The 18126-nt window shown below is 64.7% G+C and carries 15 protein-coding genes; 11 read left to right on the forward strand and 4 right to left on the reverse strand.

The annotated features are described in order from the left end of the window. Positions 1–39: 39 nt before the first annotated feature. Positions 40–447, forward strand: a complete 408-nt coding sequence (locus B1A78_RS00595) for an MAPEG family protein (RefSeq protein ID WP_083733680.1) — start codon at positions 40–42, stop codon at positions 445–447. Further along, the gene (locus B1A78_RS00600; protein WP_077145097.1) at positions 444–641 is read left to right on the forward strand and encodes a hypothetical protein; all 198 of its coding nucleotides are present in this window, start codon (positions 444–446) and stop codon (positions 639–641) included. The genes B1A78_RS00595 and B1A78_RS00600 overlap by 4 nt, the downstream gene beginning before the upstream one ends. On the opposite strand, the gene B1A78_RS00605 is transcribed toward B1A78_RS00600, so the two are convergent. Next, on the reverse strand, positions 638–1408 hold the full coding sequence (locus B1A78_RS00605; protein ID WP_077145098.1) for a cyclase family protein: 771 nt from the start codon (positions 1406–1408) through the stop codon (positions 638–640). The two genes, B1A78_RS00600 and B1A78_RS00605, sit on opposite strands and share 4 nt — an antisense overlap. 94 nt (positions 1409–1502) lie before the next feature. Between B1A78_RS00605 and B1A78_RS00610 the strand changes: the two genes are divergently transcribed. Further along, the gene (locus B1A78_RS00610) at positions 1503–3125 is read left to right on the forward strand and encodes an MFS transporter (RefSeq protein WP_077145099.1); all 1623 of its coding nucleotides are present in this window, start codon (positions 1503–1505) and stop codon (positions 3123–3125) included. A 42-nt stretch (positions 3126–3167) separates the two neighbouring features. Further along, on the forward strand, positions 3168–4214 hold the full coding sequence (alr, locus tag B1A78_RS00615; RefSeq protein WP_077145100.1) for an alanine racemase: 1047 nt from the start codon (positions 3168–3170) through the stop codon (positions 4212–4214). 286 nt (positions 4215–4500) lie between these two features. Here the strand turns inward: alr and B1A78_RS00620 are convergent, their stop codons facing one another. Further along, complete coding sequence (locus B1A78_RS00620; protein ID WP_372236859.1) at positions 4501–7569, reverse strand: TonB-dependent receptor domain-containing protein; 3069 nt, start codon at positions 7567–7569, stop codon at positions 4501–4503. 548 nt (positions 7570–8117) lie between these two features. Between B1A78_RS00620 and phaR the strand changes: the two genes are divergently transcribed. The 3 genes from phaR to B1A78_RS00635 all read left to right on the forward strand — a co-directional run bounded on the left by phaR (position 8118) and on the right by B1A78_RS00635 (position 12697). Further along, complete coding sequence (gene phaR / locus B1A78_RS00625; RefSeq protein ID WP_077145102.1) at positions 8118–8654, forward strand: polyhydroxyalkanoate synthesis repressor PhaR; 537 nt, start codon at positions 8118–8120, stop codon at positions 8652–8654. 40 nt (positions 8655–8694) lie between these two features. Next, the gene (locus B1A78_RS00630) at positions 8695–10221 is read left to right on the forward strand and encodes an aminoacyl--tRNA ligase-related protein (protein ID WP_077145103.1); all 1527 of its coding nucleotides are present in this window, start codon (positions 8695–8697) and stop codon (positions 10219–10221) included. 169 nt (positions 10222–10390) lie between these two features. Next, on the forward strand, positions 10391–12697 hold the full coding sequence (locus B1A78_RS00635) for a ribonuclease R family protein (RefSeq protein WP_077145104.1): 2307 nt from the start codon (positions 10391–10393) through the stop codon (positions 12695–12697). A gap of 88 nt (positions 12698–12785) precedes the next feature. On the opposite strand, the gene B1A78_RS00640 is transcribed toward B1A78_RS00635, so the two are convergent. Further along, positions 12786–13568: a helix-turn-helix domain-containing protein gene (locus tag B1A78_RS00640; protein WP_077145105.1), complete on the reverse strand. Its 783-nt coding sequence runs from the start codon at positions 13566–13568 to the stop codon at positions 12786–12788. Between the two features lie 119 nt (positions 13569–13687). Here B1A78_RS00640 and B1A78_RS00645 point away from each other — a divergent pair, with 119 nt between their 5' ends. Then, entirely contained in the window at positions 13688–14074 is a 387-nt protein-coding gene (locus tag B1A78_RS00645; RefSeq protein WP_077145106.1) for a hypothetical protein, read from the forward strand. Here B1A78_RS00645 and B1A78_RS00650 read toward each other — a convergent pair. After that, a complete protein-coding gene (locus B1A78_RS00650) occupies positions 14071–14526 on the reverse strand; it encodes a universal stress protein (RefSeq protein WP_077145107.1) in 456 nt (151 codons plus the stop codon). The two genes, B1A78_RS00645 and B1A78_RS00650, sit on opposite strands and share 4 nt — an antisense overlap. Positions 14527–14684: 158 nt before the next feature. On the opposite strand from B1A78_RS00650, the gene B1A78_RS00655 reads away from it, so the two are divergent. From B1A78_RS00655 to lpdA, 3 genes are read left to right on the forward strand one after another with little or no spacing between them, the layout of a single operon-like run. Next, the gene (locus B1A78_RS00655; RefSeq protein WP_077145108.1) at positions 14685–16007 is read left to right on the forward strand and encodes a pyruvate dehydrogenase complex dihydrolipoamide acetyltransferase; all 1323 of its coding nucleotides are present in this window, start codon (positions 14685–14687) and stop codon (positions 16005–16007) included. Between the two features lie 4 nt (positions 16008–16011). Next, on the forward strand, positions 16012–16704 hold the full coding sequence (locus tag B1A78_RS22155) for a hypothetical protein (RefSeq protein ID WP_218667918.1): 693 nt from the start codon (positions 16012–16014) through the stop codon (positions 16702–16704). Beyond that, positions 16701–18098 carry a dihydrolipoyl dehydrogenase gene (gene lpdA / locus B1A78_RS00660; protein WP_077145109.1) on the forward strand — a complete coding sequence of 466 codons (1398 nt, stop codon included), beginning with the start codon at positions 16701–16703 and terminating at the stop codon, positions 18096–18098. Before B1A78_RS22155 ends, lpdA begins: the two co-directional genes overlap by 4 nt. Positions 18099–18126: the final 28 nt, after the last annotated feature.

Below are 18126 nucleotides of genomic sequence, written 5' to 3' on the forward strand. Positions count from 1 at the left end.
GACGGGAATTGGGGAGCGGGGTTTGGGGGAGGGACGATCATGACATTACCGGTAACCGCCTTCGTCGGCGCCGTGTGCGCGCTGTTGCTGCTGTTCACCGCGATCCTGACGGTGCGCCAGCGGCTGCGCCTCAGCGCCGCGTTCGGCGACCATGGCGATGCGAAGCTGATCGCGGCGAGCCGCAGCCACGGCAATCTGGCCGAACATGCGCCGATCGTCGTCATCCTGCTCGGGCTGCTTGAAAGCGCGCGGGCGAACCATATGGCGCTGATGGTGATCGGCGCGATCTTCCTGATCGGCCGCGTCGCGCATATCGCGGGGCTGCACGCGCCGGTCGAGCCGGGGAAGCCGCCGGTGACGCGGCAGATCGGCGTCGTTGCGACATGGGCGAGCCTCCTGGTTCTGGGCGGGTGGACGTTGTGGATATTGGCGACGGTGAATTTGTGAACGAGGACGCCGTTGCGGCGGCGGCCCCCTATCGGCCGCTGCCTTTCTGGCTGCTGCTCAGCACCTATCTGTTGCCGATCGTCTTCGTCTGGCTGTTCCTGCGCCGCTGCTACAGCCCGTCGCTGCGGCGTGCCGCCTTCACCTTCGCCATTCCGGTGACGGTCTTTCCGATGCTCGGCGAGATACCGCTCTAATCCTCGACCAGCGCCACCGCGCGAATCCACCCCGCGCTCGCGCGTTCAATCTTCACCGGGAAGCAGCTCAGCGTCCAGCCGGTGGCGGGCAGGGCGGCGAGGTTGGTGAGCTTTTCGATCTGGTAATAGGGCTGGATGCGGCCCGCCTTGTGCCCTTCCCAGATGATCTTGGGGTCGCGCGTCTCGGCCCACCGCTTCGCGGTGTGGCTGAACGGCGCATCCCAGCTCCACGCGTCGGTGCCGACGACCTGTACGCCGCGTGTCGTCAGGTACAGCGTTGCTTCCTCGCCCATGCCGCAGCCCTGGTCGGTGAAATTGTCGGTGCCGTAGATCGCGCCGGACTGGACGAGCACGATATCATAAGGCTGGAGCGTATGGCCGATGCGCGCGAGTTCGGCCTCGACCTCGGCAGCGGTGACGACATGCCCCGCGGGGCGGGCCGAGAAATCGAGCTTCACGCCCGGACGGAAGAAGAGGTCGAGCGGCGCCTCGTCGATGCTCGGCGCCGGGGTGGCGCCGCGATCGGTGGTCGAATGGAAATGCCAGGGCGCGTCCATATGCGTGCCGTTGTGTGTGCTCAAGGTCAGGCTTTCGACCGCCCAGCCTTCGCCGTCGGGCAGGTCGTCCTGCGTCAGCCCCGGAAAGAACATCGCGATCTGTTGCCATGTGTTTTCGTGGGTCATGTAGGTGATCTGCGGGCGCATCACCGGCGGGTCCGACACGACGTCGTTGGTGATCGGGATCGAAAGGTCGATGAACTGGGTCATGGTGCGATGCTGCGCCCACGCGCCCGCTTGTGCAAGGCCGAACAGCCTCTATGACGGAGGCAGATAAACAACGCATTTGGGGGAATGTCACGCGATGAGCGAGGCCGCAGTCTATCAGCCGACCAAGAAGGATATCCGCATGGTCATCGCCGCGTCGTCGGCGGGGACAATCTTCGAATGGTATGATTTCTTCATCTACGGCACGCTCGCGGCGATCATCGGCAAGGCCTTTTTCCCCAGCGACAATGCGACGCTCGAAATCCTGCTCGTCTGGGCGGGGTTCGCGGTCGGTTTCGGCTTCCGGCCGCTGGGCGCGGTGCTGTTCGGTTTCCTCGGCGACCGGCTCGGGCGCAAATATACGTTTCTCGTCACCGTCACGCTGATGGGCGTCGCGACTGCCGGCGTCGGGCTGATCCCGTCGGCGGCGACGATCGGCATCGCGGCGCCGATCATCGTCATCCTGCTGCGCGTGCTGCAGGGCCTGGCGCTTGGCGGCGAATATGGCGGGGCCGCCGTGTATGTGGCGGAGCACTCACCGCCCGAGCGGCGCGGCTTCTATACCAGCTTCATCCAGGCGAGCGTCGTCGGCGGCTTCGTGCTCAGCCTGATCGTCGTGCTGGGATGCAAGGCGCTGATGTCCGACGCAGTGTGGGAAAGCTGGGGCTGGCGCGTGCCGTTCCTGCTGTCGCTGATCCTGCTCGCGATCTCGCTGTGGATGCGGCTCAAGCTGTCCGAAAGCCCGGTGTTCCAGGCGATGAAGGCCGAGGGCGAACTGGCGAAGAACCCGCTCAAGGAGAGCTTTACCTTCCCGGGCAACCCCAAGCGCATCTTTGTCGCGCTGTTCGGTATCGCCGCGGGACTCACCGTAATCTGGTACACCGCGATGTTCTCGGGCCTCGCCTTCCTCAAGGGGCCGATGAAGGTCGAGGATACGGCGGCCGAGATCATCGTCGGTTTCGCCGCCGCGCTCGGCATGGGCTTCTTCCTGTGGGCGGGGCATATCTCCGACAAGATCGGGCGCAAGAAGCCGATCGTGTGGGGCTATGCCGCGACGCTGGTGCTGCTCTTCCCGCTGTTCTGGCTGATGGGCAGCGTCGGCAATCCCGCGCTCACCGCCGCGGCCGAAAAGGCGCCGGTGGTGGTGACGGGGTCGCAGTGCAGCTTCGATCCCTTTGCCTCGAAACAGACGACCGCGTGCGGCAAGACGCTGGGCGAACTCACCAAGCTCGGCGTGCCGTACACGGTGGTGGACAGCGGCAGCGGTTTCGACAGCGTCAAGGTCGAGATCGGCGGCCGCGAAGTTGCGGGCGAGGACCCGGGGGTGCTCAAGCCCGCGCTCGAGGCGATGGGCTATGATTTCGAAAAGCAGGTGCCGGGGGCGCTCGGCATCGCGGTGATCCTTGTCGCACTGCTCGGTTTGAGCGCACTGTCGGGTTTCACCTATGGCCCGGTTGCGGCTCTGCTGTCCGAAATGTTCCCGCCGCATGTCCGCTATTCGTCGCTGTCGATCCCCTATCACCTCGGCACCGGCTATTTCGGCGGGTTCCTGCCGCTGATTGCGAGCTTCATCATCGCCAAGACGGGCAATGCCTATGCCGGGCTGTGGTACACCTGGATCGTGGTGCTGGTGGCGTTCCTCGTCGCCGCTTTCATGCTCAAGGAGCCGGTCGAGGGGCAATGGGACAAGGCGGCACCCGCACCGGGGCCGGCGAACTGATCGGCATTGGCGCTGCCGCCGATCGCGGCTAGGGGCAGGGGCATGATCGATATCGCGCCGCCGCTTCGCCTTCGCCTCGACGCCGGGGCGCTTGTCGCCAACTGGCGCTGGCTGGCGGCACAAGGCGGAAGCGCGGCCTGCGGTGCGGCGATCAAGGCCAATGGCTATGGGCTCGGCGCGCGCGAAGTGATGCACCATCTGGCGGCCGCAGGGTGCCGCGATTTCTTTGTCGCGTCCTGGGCCGAGGCGGCGGCGCTGATGCCGCTGCCCGCGGGCGTGGCGCTGTCAGTGCTCCACGGGGTGGGCGAGGCCGATATGGTCGCGGCGCGGACGCTGCCGGTGCGGCCGGTGCTGAACAGCGTCGAGCAGGTCGCGCGCTGGCGCGCGGGCGGCGACGCGCGGCCGTGCGACGTCATGGTCGACACCGGGATGAGCCGGCTCGGGTTGCGCGTCGAGGAGGCGCTGGGCGGCGCGCTCGATGGGCTGGTCATCGAGACCCTGCTCAGCCATCTCGCCTCGGCCGATGAGGACAGCGCGCAAAATGCGCAGCAGCTCGCGGCGTTTGGGGCGCTGCGCGAGGCTATTCCAGCGCGGCGCTACAGCCTCGCGAACAGCGCGGGGATATGTCTCGGCGCCGACTACGCCTTCGACCTGACGCGGCCCGGCATCGCGCTCTATGGCGGGCTGCCGCGCGCCGATGCGGCGGGGCAGCTGCGCCAGGTGGTCTTTCCCGAGGCGCGCGTGCTGCAACTGCGCGACGTGCGCGCGGGCGAGACCGTCGGTTATGGCGCGAGCTGGACCGCAGCCGCCGACAGCCGCATCGCGGTGACCAATCTGGGCTATGCCGACGGCTATCTGCGCTGCCATGCGGGTCATGGCGGTGCGACATGGAACGGCGCGGCGCTGCCGCTGATCGGGCGCGTGTCGATGGACCTGACGGCGTTCGATGCCAGCGGTGCGGGCACGCTGGGCGAGGGCGACTGGCTGGCGATCGATTACGACCTGCCGACGACGGCGACGGCGAGCGGGCTCTCGCAATATGAATTGCTCACCGGGCTGGGCGACCGTTTCGAGCGTCGCTGGGGCTGAGCAGAGGCGCCCGGGTAGCGGGAGAAAGCGGACCGGCATCCTCCCTGTGGCGAAGCCATGGGGCGGGGGAGCGCAGCGAAGCGGTGGTGGACGGCCGCGGAAAGCCTGCACGACGACTGACAGCGTCAGCCCCTCCGTCAGCGCTTCGCGCTGCCAACTCCCCGTCGCTGCGCGACAGGGAGGATATTGAACGTCCGTTCCCGACCTCAAAACCACCACGCCCCAAAAGAAAAAGGCCGCCTTCCCGAAGGAAGGCGGCCCGTTTCGGTGGCCGGAGCCGACTGGCTTACCAGCTGGCTTTGATACCGGCGTAGAAGTAACGGCCGAAGCTGTCGAACGGATCGCCCGCAGCGGTGCCAAGCAGGCCCAGCGGCGGCAGCTTGTCGAACACGTTGTCGACGCCGACGTAGAAGTTGAACTTCTTGTCGATTTCGAGGTTCGCGCGGAAGCTGTGGTAGAACACGTCCGGATAGGTGACTTCGGCGAACGCATCGGGGTTCGTCGGCGGCAGGAGCACGATGTCGCCCGGGGTACAGGTTCCGCCGCCCAGCGGGATGTTGCCGCTGGTCGGGCAAGCGCCCTTGTACGGATGCTGGGCTTCGTAGGTGCCGATGGTCTGCTTGCCGATATAGCGAACGGTCCAGCCGAGATCGAATTCACCGAAGTCGTAGTTGATGCTGGCGTTCGCAGCCCAACGCGGATCACCGAGTTCGCTCATCTGGCGGTTCGGTTCGAGCGCATTGAGCGGGTTGGTGAAGTTGTCGAGGCGCAGCAGGTGCGTCGCGATGGCGCGGAACGACAGGCGGTGGCCGTTGTCGAACGTCCGGCGATACTGGACGTCGAGGTCGACACCTTCGGTCTTCTGCGCCGCGAAGTTCACGCCGCCCGAGATCACCGCCGGTTCGATGAAGAAGCCGGCCGAGTTACGCTGCACGGTCGCGCAGAACGGGTTGTCGATGCCCGTCGAGCTATCATAGCACAGGTCGATGATCTGCTGCGCGCCAAGCGCCGAGATCAGGCTTTCGACCTTGATCTTGTAATAGTCGACGGTGAAGTTGAAGCCCGGCAGGAAGCTGGGTTCAACGACGATGCCGAGCGTCAGGCTCTTGCCGATTTCGTTCTGCAGGGTGGGGTTGCCGCCCGACAGGAAGCCCGTGGTCTGGCTGTTCGCGATCGTGTTGATGAAACCGACCGGAACGCCCGCTGCGGCGCAGTTCGCGACGCGATTCGGCCCGTTGTTGATGCGGCTGACGTCGCACGGGTCGGCAATCTGCGCGAAGTTTTCGCTCGGCGTCGAGAACAGGTCGCTCTGCGTCGGGGTACGAACCGACTTTGCGTAAGCGGCGCGGAAACGGACGTCCGGGATCGGCGCATACAGGCCCTGGACGTTATACGCCCAGACGGTGCCGGCGGCGCTGTTATAGTCCGAAACGCGCGCAGCGGCGCTGACCGACAGTTCTTCGGCGAAGGGCATGTTGGCGAGCAGCGGAACGCTGACTTCGCCGAATGCTTCCTTCACGGTCAGCTTCGCGGGGTCGAACGGCGGGATCGCGTTGAGGAACGTGCCGCCGCTGGCGACCAGGTCGTCATAGGCCGAATAGGCGGTTTCTTCACGATATTCGGCGCCGAAAGCGAAGCCGATCGGACCACCCGGCAGTTCGAACAGCTGCGACAGGTCGCCGTTGACGCTTGCCGTGGCAACGAATTCCTCAGCCTTTTCCTTGCGGAGCGAGTCGGTGTTGATGAACGCGAGCGCTGCGGCGCTGGGCTGGCCGCTGCCGAACAGGTTGATCGGCACGCAGTCCGGGCGGTCGTTCGTCGTGATCGCGTCGGCGTTGACGCGGCAGACGATCTGGCCCGAGCTGTTGCGCACGGCGTCATAGGCAAGCAGGAAGCCGTCCAGATTGCCCTGTTCGTCATACAGCTTGAGGTTGTTCAGCGACTTCATACGCGTGTCGAGACGGCCGTAGTTCGCCGAGATTTCGTAACCCCAGTCGTCGTTGAACGTGCCTTCGACACCAGCGACGATGCGGTAGGTTTCACGCGTGTGATATTCGCCGCGGCCGCCGAAGTCCGTGTTGAAACGCGAAATCGCGAAGGGGGTAGCGTCAGGCGTTGCGCCGCAGACACCGAAGCCCGAGAGCGTCTGGAAGGCTTGAGTGGTAAGGAACGGGTTGTCGCAACGCAGTTCCGGAATAGCCGCAAACTGTTCGTCGGTATTTGCAAAGAAACCGGCGAGCGAGCCTTGGAAGAAGCTCGGCTGACCTTCCTGAACCGCGTTCACGCGAACATATTTGGCTTCGATGAACGGACGGAAGGCGTCGCTGACGTCATAGTGCGCGAGCAGGTTGATCGCATAGCGCTTCAGGCCGGCAGCGAGCTGGCCGGTGTTGCGCAGCGTCGAGCCCGCGCCGCCCTGCTGGTTACCGGTCGAACCGATGTCCGAGAAGGAGTCGTCGGGCGTGTCGATGAAGAGATCGCCGTTCGGAGCGAAGCGCAGGTAACGACGACGCGCGGCCGACGTGGCGTCGATCGCCCCGAGGGTGCCGCCGTCGCTGATCGATGCGTTCTTGATGCCGCACAGGAAGGTGCTGTCGGGAATGCCGTCGCCCGCCTGGGTCTCGTCGGTGGTGCGGTCGGTCTGCTGGAACTGGCAGCGGCCCGAATAGGCGCCGGTCAGGCCGTCACGGTCGGTGAAGTAGAGCGGATCGGATTCGGCATATTCGGCCGACACGGCGATGTTGCCGCGGCCGTCGGCGAAATTCTTGCCCCAGGTGCCGCTGACGAACAGGTTGCCGCGGTCGCCGCGCGACGAGACGCCGCCCTGCGCGCGCAGGCTCAGGCCGTCATAGTTGCGCTTGGTGATGAAGTTGACGACGCCGGCGACGGCGTCCGAGCCGTAGATCGCCGAGTTGCCGCCGGTGACGATGTCGACGCGCTCGAGCAGGTCGACCGGGATCGTGTTGACGTCGACCAGATAGTCGCCCGGCAGCGCGGTGATGTGACGTTTGCCGTTGACGAGCACCAGCGTGCGCGAAATGCCGAGGCCGCGAAGATCGAGGATGTTCAGGCCGGCGGTGCCGATGAAGCGGGTCGAGTTGCCCTGGCTGAAGGTCGAGCGCAGCGACGGAAGGTCGTTCAGCGCGTCACCCAGCGAGACGTCGCCGGTGTCGGTCAGATCGCCGACATCGACCGAGGTCAGCGGAACCGACGATTCGAGCGTCGGGCGCGAAATGCGCGATCCGGTGACGACGATCGCGCGGTCGGTATTTTCGTCCGAATCGCAGACGCCATTCTCATTGGCGTCGACGCAATCGGCGGCAGCTTGTGCGAAAACAGGCTGGCTCACGGACATGGCTACTGCAACGGCAGCAGCACCCATAAGCAGGTGCGACTTGTTCATTTGGTAACTCCCCGGTTGCCCGTTCAAAAATAGAGATGAACGGATTGACAGCTAGAAAGCCCGAAATCGGAAAGCGCACAACCCCTGGGGGGCAAATTTTCCACCGCTTTGCCGCATCGTCATGACATTGTGTCATTTTCGCAACACTGGTCGACGCTGACTGGGGAAAGGCCTTGAATAATAAGCTTGTTGCAGCGCGACATGAAGCGGCGAGGGGATGGGCAAGGATGCAGTCATTATGTCAATGCAACGGTTTCTTGTGAAACTATATTACTTTTGAGCGGTGGTGACGTCGATAACGAGGTCGCGATTGCCATCGCCGGGCTCCACCCGGCTTTGCCTATTAAGACAGTATCGCGAAGCTGCGCTCACGAATCGCCATTGGCCCTTCGGCTCATGTTGCGATGCATCATATATTGGTGCTAATGCCCATGTTCCGAATTCAAATAAGCCGGAGCGGCGGGGTCGCCTTTGCCACCGGACCAGGGAGCAGCATCACCATGGCGAAGTCCAAGGCGCCGACCGATGGCGACACGGTCATCATCAAGAAATATGCGAACCGACGCCTCTATGACACCGAGCGCAGCTGCTACATCACGCTCGAGGATCTGGGCACGATGGTGCGCGACGGGCGCGAATTCAGCGTGCTCGATGCCAAGAGCGGCGAGGATATTACGCATAATGTGCTGACCCAGATCATCATGGACGAGGAAACGCGCGGCGAGACGCTGCTGCCCGTCAATTTCCTGCGCCAGCTGATCGGGATGTACGGCGACAAGATGCAGTCGATGGTGCCGCAATATCTCGAAGCCTCGATGGCGACCTTCCGCAAGAACCAGCAGGATGTCCGCGCCGCGCTCGAAGGCGCCCTCGGGTCGAACCCATTGGCCGAGCTGACGCGCCGGAACCTCGAAATGTTCCAGCAGGCGACCAGCGCCTTCATTCCGGGCGCCTCGAACACCAAGGCGAAGGACGCCGAAATCGCCGCGCTCAAGGCCGAAGTCGCCGAACTGAAGGCCGAGCTCGCCAAGAAATAATCGGGGCGCTCTCCCGCCCCCAGCATAGAAATCAGGACAAATGGTCAAACATGCGCTCAGCGTAACCCGGCAGGCCGACTTCGCGGCCTGGTATCAGGATGTCATTGCCGAAGCCGACCTCGCCGAGGAATCGGGGGTGCGCGGCTGCATGGTCATCAAGCCGTGGGGCTATGGCATCTGGGAACGAATCCAGACGGTGATGGACGCCGCGATCAAGGATGCCGGCGTCCAGAACGCCTATTTCCCGCTCTTCATTCCCTTGAGCTTCTTTGAAAAGGAAGCCGACCATGTCGATGGTTTTGCAAAGGAAATGGCGGTCGTTACCCACCATCGCCTGATCGCGAACGACAAGGGCAAGCTGGTTCCCGATCCCGAGGCGAAGCTCGAGGAGCCGCTGATCGTGCGCCCGACGTCGGAGACGGTGATCGGCAGCGCGATGAGCCGCTGGGTGCAGAGCTGGCGCGACCTGCCGCTCAAGGTCAACCAGTGGGCGAATGTTGTGCGCTGGGAGATGCGCACGCGCATGTTCCTGCGCACCAGCGAATTCCTGTGGCAGGAGGGCCATACCGCGCACGCCGACCGCGACGACGCGATGGCCGAAACGCTGCGCGCGCTCGAAATGTACCGCGCCTTCGCCGAGGATGTGCTCGCGATGCCCGTCGTGGCGGGCGAAAAGCCCGAGAATGAGCGTTTCCCGGGCGCGGTCGCGACCTATTCGATCGAGGCGATGATGCAGGACGGCAAGGCGCTGCAAGCCGGCACCTCGCATTATCTCGGCACCGGCTTCGCCGAGGCGGCGAACATCCGCTACCAGGACAAGGACGGCGGCCACAGCCTGTGCCACACGACGAGCTGGGGCACCTCGACGCGAATGATCGGCGGCGTCATCATGACGCATGGCGATGACGACGGGCTGCGCTGTCCGCCGCGCATCGCGCCGCACCAGATCGTGATCGTGCCGATGCTGCGCGAGAATGACGAAGACGCGGCGATCCTCGATTATTGCCGCGATCTCGAGGTGCAGCTCAAGGCGCTCGACGCGTTCCGCGAACCCGTGCGCGTGCTGCTCGACACCGGCGGCGCCAAGGCGCAGACCAAGCGCTGGGGCTGGGTCAAGAAGGGCGCACCGGTGATCGTCGAGATCGGCCCGCGCGACGTAGCCGGCGGCAATGTCGCGGTGATCCGCCGCGACCGGCTGTATCAGGAGAGCGGCAAGCTCGACACCGCGTTCGTCGCGAAGGGCGATTTCGTTGCCGCCGCGGTGGCGACGCTCGAGGAGATCCAGGCCAATCTCCATGCCGAGGCCAAGGCGCGGCTCGATGCGAACATCAGCCGCGATGTCACGGATCTGAAAGCGCATTTCGCGGGCGACGACAAGTTCGTCGGCTGGGCCGAGGTGCAATGGTCGCGCCCGAGCGGTGCTGCGCTCGACAAGATCGTCGAGCAGCTGAAGGCGCTCAAGCTGACGATGCGCAACACCCCGCTCGATGCCGCCCCGGCAGACGGCGCCTGCTTCTTCACCGGCGAGCCGGCGGTCGAACGGGTACTCGTCGGGCGGACCTATTGATTTTGTTCGCGCGGAGACCCGGAGACGCGGAGAGGTTGCGCCTGCCGCAAAGCGGCTCTTCTCGTCCATCGCTGCGGCCCGCCGCGTCGTTGAAGGAGAGAATGGGCCTGTCGGCCCGAACTGACATCTCCGCGTCTCCGCGTCTCCGCGCGAACCATTTGGACGTCCGATGAAAAAGCCCAAGCCGCAGCCCGGCCTGCCCACGCCCGACCAGATCATGCGTTTCATCGAGCAGAGCCCCGGCGCGGTCGGCAAGCGAGAGATCGCCAAGCATTTCGGGCTCCACGGCGCCGACAAGATCGCGCTGAAGGCGCTGCTCAAGGACATGACCGACGAGGGGATCGTCGATCTGGCGCCGGGGCGCGCGTTCCACAAGCACGGCGGATTGCCCAAGGTAACGGTGCTGCGCGTCGTCGCGATCGAGGGCAGCAACCTCTGGGCGGTGCCCGATCGCTGGGAAGCCTCGACCCCGCCGCCGCGGGTGCGCGTGATGGAGCAGGGGCGCAAGGGCGCGCTCGGCATCGGCGACCGCATCCTTGCGCGCACCGAGGAACGCGGCAGCGGGCATGTCGCGCATCCGATGAAGCGGTTGCAGGCGAGCGCCGAGCTGATCGTCGGCGTGCTCGTCCACGACGTCGGCCCGGGCGGCAAGGCGATGACCTGGCTGCGCCCCGCCGACAAGCGCGCGCGCTTCGACTTCGCGGTCGCCGACATGGGCGATGCGGCGATCGGCGACCTCGTGCGCGCCGAACTGACCGGCCGCGGGCCCGCGACCAAGGCGAAGGTGATCGAACGCATCGGCGATCCCTTTGCGCCCAAGGCGCTGAGCATGATCGCGATTGCGCGCCACGAAATCCCGCATGTCTTCAGCGGCGAGACGATCGCCGAGGCCGAGCGCGCGGCGAAACTGCCGCTGACGCCCGAGGGGCGCGAGGATCTGCGCGCGCTGCCGATCGTCGCGATCGACCCGATCGACGCGCGCGACCATGACGATGCGGTGTGGGCGGCGCCCGACGAGGATCCGGGCAACAAGGGCGGTTTCCGGGCGATCGTCGCGATTGCGGACGTCAGCTATTATGTGCGGCCAGACGGCGAACTCGACCGCGAGGCGCGGCGGCGCGGCAACAGCGTCTATTTCCCCGACCGCGTCGTGCCGATGTTGCCCGAAATCTTGTCCGCCGGCGTCTGTTCGCTGAAGGCGGGCGAGGATCGTGCCGCGATGGCGTGCCATCTCGTCATCGACAGCCATGGCAAGGTGACGTCATGGCGTTTCACCCGCGCGCTGGTGCGGCTGCGCGCGAACATCGCCTATGAACATGCGCAGGCAGCCTATGACGCGAACGAGGCGCGCGAGGCGTGGGACGGCGATGTGCTGCCTGCGCTCAAGGCGCTTTGGGCTTGCTGGGCGCTGCTCGCCAAGGCGCGCGCGGCGCGCAATCCGCTCGACCTCGACCTGCCTGAGCGGCAGGTGATCCTCGACGAGGCGGGCGGCATCGCCGAAATCCGCGTCCGCGACCGGCTCGATTCGATGCGGCTGATCGAGGATTATATGATCGCGGCGAATGTCGCGGCGGCGAAGGCGCTCGAGGCGAAGAAATCGCCGGTGATGTATCGCATCCACGAGCCGCCGAGCCGCGAGAAGCTCGTCAGCCTCAAGGAATATCTCGAAACCTTCGAACAGAGCTTCGCGCTGGGACAGGTGATCACGCCCGCGGTGTTCAACCGGCTGATCGACGGTTTTTCAGAGGACGACCGACTGCCCGAGATTATGCAGGCAATCCTGCGCAGCCAGACGCAGGCCTATTATGGCCCCGCCAATTCGGGCCATTTCGGCCTCGCGCTCGGCAGCTATGCGCATTTCACGTCGCCGATCCGCCGCTATGCCGATTTGATCGTCCACCGCGCACTGGTCGACAGCTATCGACTCGAAGTGCCTGGAAAGGCGAAGGATTTGCCGCAGCGTACCGGGCTGGGCGAGGCCGATGCCAAGGGGCTGTCGCGCATCGGCGAGGCGATCAGCGCGCTCGAACGCCGCGCGATGGAGGCCGAGCGCGAGACGATCGACCGCTATGTCGCGGCCTATCTGGCGAACAAGGCGGGCGAGATCGTCGCGGCGCGGATCACCGGGGTGCAGCCCTTCGGCTTTTTCGCGACGGTCGACGGCCTGGGCGGCGACGGGCTGGTGCCGGTGTCTATATTGGGCAGCGAGCGCTTCTTCTATGACGAGGCGGCGCGGACGCTGGTCAGCGAGCATGGCCGGGTGAGTTTCAGCACCGGGCAGCGGCTCGACCTGCGGCTGATGGAGGCGAACCCGGTGAGCGGCGCGCTGCGCTTCGAGTTGCCCGATGCGCCCGAGGGCGGCTTTCGCGATCGTCCGGTGCGGCGCGACGGGCTGAAGAAGGACAAGGCGGGCAAGCATGTGGTCGGCAAGCGCGGGCGGCCGGCGAATATCAAGCACAAGGGCAAGCGTCGTTAGTTAGGACTCGTCATTGCGAGCGAAGCGAAGCAATCCAGAGTAGCGTAAGCCGCCCTGGATTGCTTCGCTTCGCTCGCAATGACGAAGTTTAGGAAGGCTGGGCCAGCCTCGCCAACAGCGCCGCGCTCTCCGCATCGGCCGGGAAAAAGGCCTCGATCGCCAGTTCGGACAGCGTGATGTCGACCGGCGTGCCGAAGATCGTCACCGTCGACACGAAGGAAATCCGCCCCGCGATCGTGTCGAGGACCAGCGGCACGGCGATGCTGCTCACCGCGCCGTGATTGTCGTTCGCCGGCCCCGGATAGGCGGCGATCTCGTCGCGCAGTGCGATCAGCCCGGCGTCGGCGCTCGCCTCGATCTGCAGGTCGAGCCGGTGCAATATATGCGCGCGCCACAGGCCGTAGTTGACGATCTGCGGCGCAAGGCCGTCGGGATGGAGCGCGATGCGCAGCACGTTGATCGGCGGCGTCAACAACTCAGGCGAAACCTGTTCGATCAGGATAGCGATGGCGTCATTCGCCGCGACCATGTTCCAGTGCCGGTCGACCGCGAGCGCGGGATAGGGCTCATGCCCCTTCAGCACATGTTCGACGATCGCCTTCATCGCCGCCATTTCGGGGCTGTCGAGCGCGCGTTCCTGATAATCGGGGGCATAGCCCGCGGCGAGGAGCAGCGCGTTGCGCGCGCGGTGCGGGACCTCGAGGCAGTCGGCGATCCGCTGGAGCATCGCGGCGCTGGGTTTCGAGCGGCCGGTCTCGATGAAGCTGAGGTGGCGCGTCGACATTTCGGTGTCGAGCGCGAGGTCCATCTGGCTCATCCGGCGCCGCATGCGCCATTCGCGCAATTGTTCGCCGAGCGGTGCTGCCTTCATCAAACGTCTCCTTCGCCGCCGCAGCTATACCCCGGCTTTCGCGATTTCCATTACCTGTCACGTAATCGACGCGCTGCATTCGGGGGCATAGTTGGGCCGGGTTCGAAAGGAGAACCCCTATGTCGATTTCCAATCTCAAGACCGTCCTGATCGTCGACGCGATCACCTGCACCGGCGTCCTCGCGCTCGGGCTACTCGCGCTGGAGCCGGTTGCCGCGCTGCTCGGGCTGCCGGTCGTTGTCGTAACCTTCGGCGCCTGGATTTGCCTCGCCGCTGCGCTCCCGATGTTCGCCGCCGCCGCGCAGGCCGTCCCCAACGCCGCGCTCGTCAAGCTGATCGCGGTGGGCAATCTCGGTTGGGTCGCCGCGAGCTTTGCCGTCGTTGCGGTCTTCGCTGCGCAGATGACCGGCCTCGGCATCGTGATCGTGCTGGCACAGGCGGTCGCCGTGCTCGCCTTTGCGATCATCGAATGGAAAGGCGCGGCGCCGCGCCTCGCGCACGCCTAACTCAGCGCATCGAGTCGGGCGATGTCGATGCCGCCCGGCACCAGCATCACCGGGCAGGGGAGCGTTCCGGCATCCTGTCCGGTGAAATGCGCGACCAGCGGTCCCGGCGCGCCCGAGGCCGCGGTCGCGAGCACCAGTGCGGCGACCTCGTCATTCTCCGCTATCACCTGGCAGACGACCTCGGCCGGCTTGCCCTGGCGGACCATGATCTGCGGCGTGACATTGGCTTCCTGCTGGACCGTGTCGGCCGCCGCCGACACCAAAGTCTCGGCATGTTCGCGCGCTTCGGCCTCGATCGTCGCCTGCACGCCGCCGAACGCCACGAAATCCTGCGGCGGGATGATCGCCAGCACCATCACGCCGCCGCCGGTGCGCGCCGCGCGCCGCGCCGCGAAACGGAGCGCCAGCGAGGCCTCCGGACTGTCGTCGATCACGACCAGATAAGTACGCATGCCCCGACCCCGCTATGCTTTTTGCGAGGGCAGAGTGCGTCACATTCGTATGAAAGGCAAGTTTGCGCCGATGGACCTTGACCGCAAACGCTCTTATGGCGAGGAACAATCCGTAGCGGCAGGCGCGGCCTGCAAGACTGACAGGGACAAGCCAGAAGATGCCGATCGAACTCAAAATGCCCGCCCTTTCGCCGACGATGGAGGAGGGCACGCTCGCCAAATGGCTGGTCAAGGAGGGCGATACGGTGAAGTCGGGCGACCTGCTCGCCGAGATCGAAACCGACAAGGCGACGATGGAGTTTGAGGCGATTGATGAAGGCGTCGTCAGCCAGATTCTCGTCGCCGAGGGCACCGACGGGGTGAAGGTCGGCACCGTGATCGCGACGATCACCGCCGAAGGCGAGGACGCTGGCGCCGCCAAGGCCGCCCCGGCTGCCGCCGCGCCGGCACCGGCCGCGAAGGAAGAAGCGCCGAAGGCCGCTGAACCTGCTCCGGCGCCTGCGCCCACGCCCGCACCGGCGCCGGCGCCGGTCGCGGCGCCCGCCGCCTCGGGCGACCGCATCAAGGCGAGCCCGCTCGCCAAGCGCCTCGCTGCCGAGCGCGGCATCGACCTGTCGACGATCAAGGGCAGCGGCCCTGGCGGCCGCATCGTCAAGGATGACCTCGACGGCGCCCCCGCAGGCACCGCAGCGGCGCCCGCCGCCGCGCCGGCTCCGGCCGCTGCTGCTCCTGCCGCGCCCGCTGCTGCCGCGCCGGCCGCCGCCGCGCATGGCGACATCCCCGATTTCGGCATCCCGCACGAGGACAGCAAGCTGTCGGGCATGCGCAAGACGATCGCGCGCCGCCTGAGCCAGTCGATGCAGGAATCGCCGCATATTTACCTCACGGTCGATATCCGCCTCGATGCGCTGCTCAAGCTCCGCGGCGAGCTTAACGCCAGCCTCGAAGGGCGCGGCGTCAAGCTCAGCGTCAACGACATGCTGATCAAGGCGCTTGCGGTCGCGCTCGAGCGCGTGCCGTCGTGTAACGTCAGCTTTGGCGGCGACGTGATGCGCCATTACAAGCGTGCCGACATTTCGGTCGCGGTGAGCATCCCCGGCGGGCTGATCACCCCGATCATCGTCGATGCGGGCGGCAAGTCGATGTCGAAAATCTCGACCGAAATGGCCGAACTCGCGGCGAAGGCGAAGGAAGGCAAGCTCCAGCCCAGCGAATATCAGGGCGGCACCGCCAGCATCTCGAACATGGGGATGATGGGGATCAAGCAGTTCACCGCGGTGATCAACCCGCCGCAGGGCATGATCATGGCAATCGGCGCGGGCGAGAAGCGCCCCTATGTGGTCGACGACGCGCTGGCGATCGCGACCGTGATGTCGGCGACGGGCAGCTTCGACCACCGTGCGATCGACGGCGCCGATGGCGCGCTGTTGATGAAGACCTTCAAGGAACTGGTGGAAAGCCCGCTGGGGCTGGTGGCGTAATTTCGTGCCGATGAATGCTTTTCGTAGTTGGAATGAAAGCCCCATGTTTAAAGGGCAGTCCTCAGACTCAGCTATCTCGCGGATGAGTTTGAACTACGTGCTTCTTGGAACGGCATTCTGTGGGAATGAGCCGAGCGCAAACGCCCTTCGAAAAACGTATGGACGACAGCAATTCGAGCTCGATCGCAAGGCTTTGGATAGGTTGTTGTTCGTCTATTATGCGGATCGCTTGAGAGCAAAAATCGAAGATGAGCTTCGGATATTTCTTGAAGACAAGCCGGTTCGCATTTTGAAGGTTGATCCGTCAATCGGAGGTAAGCTTCCTAGTAAAATAAGCGCAAAATCTATTGCGGGGTTGGTGCAGCATGCGGGTGATCGATTGACCCGAGGATCGATCAAAAAAATCCAAAGCAGATTTTTTGATTTATTTGGGTTTCCGTTATTCTCCGATGCAGAGATAAGCTATTTGAATTACGTCTTTTCTCTCCGGAATATGCTGGTCCATCGCAGTGAACTTGCCGACTTGCGCTTTTTGAAAGAAACTAGGGCTAAGTGGACCCTCGGGGAAGAAGTAGCCATGCACCCGGTTAGAAAATTAGGCGGTGTAGGCATTCGCCTGCCGCATCTCCTGTCTCGTAGGCTTTCAGGTCACGACGCCGCAAAAAAATCGCTCAAACATTGTCGAGGAAATCAATGAATCCGCTAGAATACGACCTCATCGTCCTCGGCTCAGGTCCCGGCGGCTATGTCGCCGCAATCCGCGCGGCGCAGCTTGGTCTCAAGACCGCGATCGTCGAGCGCGAGAATCTTGGCGGCATCTGCCTCAACTGGGGCTGCATCCCGACCAAGGCATTGCTGCGTTCGGCCGAAATCTATCATTATATGCAGCATGCCGGCGATTACGGCCTGATTGCGCAGCAGATCAGCGCCGATATCGACGCGGTGGTGAAGCGCAGCCGCGGCGTCGCGAAGCAGCTGAGCCAGGGCGTCGCCTTCCTGATGAAAAAGCACAAGATCACCGTCCATATGGGCGAGGGCAAGCTCACTGCCCCCGGCAAGATGGAAGTGAAAGGGGAGAAGGGGACCGAAACCCTGACCGCCAAGGATATCATCGTCGCGACCGGCGCGCGCGCACGCGACCTGCCGTTCGCCCCCGCCGACGGCAAGCGCATCTGGACCTATCGTCATGCGCTCGTCCCGCCCGAAATGCCGACCAAGCTGCTCGTGATCGGATCGGGCGCGATCGGGATCGAATTTGCGAGCTTCTACAAGGATATGGGGTGCGACGTGACCGTCGTCGAAATGCTCGACCGGCTCGTTCCCGTCGAGGATGCCGATGTCTCGGCCTTCCTCGAAAAGCAGCTCAAGAAGCAGGGCATGACGATCCACACCGGCGCCGGGGTCGAGGAGCTGAAGGCCACCGCGAACGGCGTCTCGGCGAAGATCAAGGGCAAGGACGGCAAGGTCGAAAGCGCCGAGTTCAGCCACGCGATCGTCGCGATCGGCATCGTCCCCAACACCGAGAATATCGGGCTGGAAGCCTTGGGTGTGAAGACGACCAAGGGCCATATCGACACCGACGCTATGTGCCGCACCAACGTCCCCGGCCTGTGGGCGATCGGCGACGTCACCGCGCCGCCGTGGCTCGCGCACAAGGCGATGCACGAATCGGTGATTTCGGTCGAGGCGATCGCGGGCAATCACCCGCACGCGATGGACCCGCGCAATATCCCCGGCTGTACCTATTGCCGTCCGCAGATCGCCAGCGTCGGGCTGACCGAAGCCAAGGCGAAAGAACTCGGTTACGAGGTCAAGGCCGGCACCTTCCCCTTCATTGGCAACGGCAAGGCGATTGCGCTCGGGGAAGCCGAAGGTTTCACCAAGACCGTCTTCGACGCCAAGACCGGCGAACTGCTCGGCGCGCATATGATCGGCGCTGAGGTCACCGAGCTGATCCAGGGCTATACGATCGGCAAGACTGCCGAGCTGGTCGAGGATGATTTCATCGGCACCGTCTTCCCGCATCCGACGCTCAGCGAAACGATGCACGAGGGCGTGCTCGCGGCGTTCGGACGGCCGCTTCACATCTGAACTCTCCCATTATCGTCATCCCCGCGAA

This window comes from Sphingopyxis sp. KK2 (genome assembly GCF_001990265.1).
Taxonomy (GTDB): Bacteria; Pseudomonadota; Alphaproteobacteria; order Sphingomonadales; family Sphingomonadaceae; genus Sphingopyxis.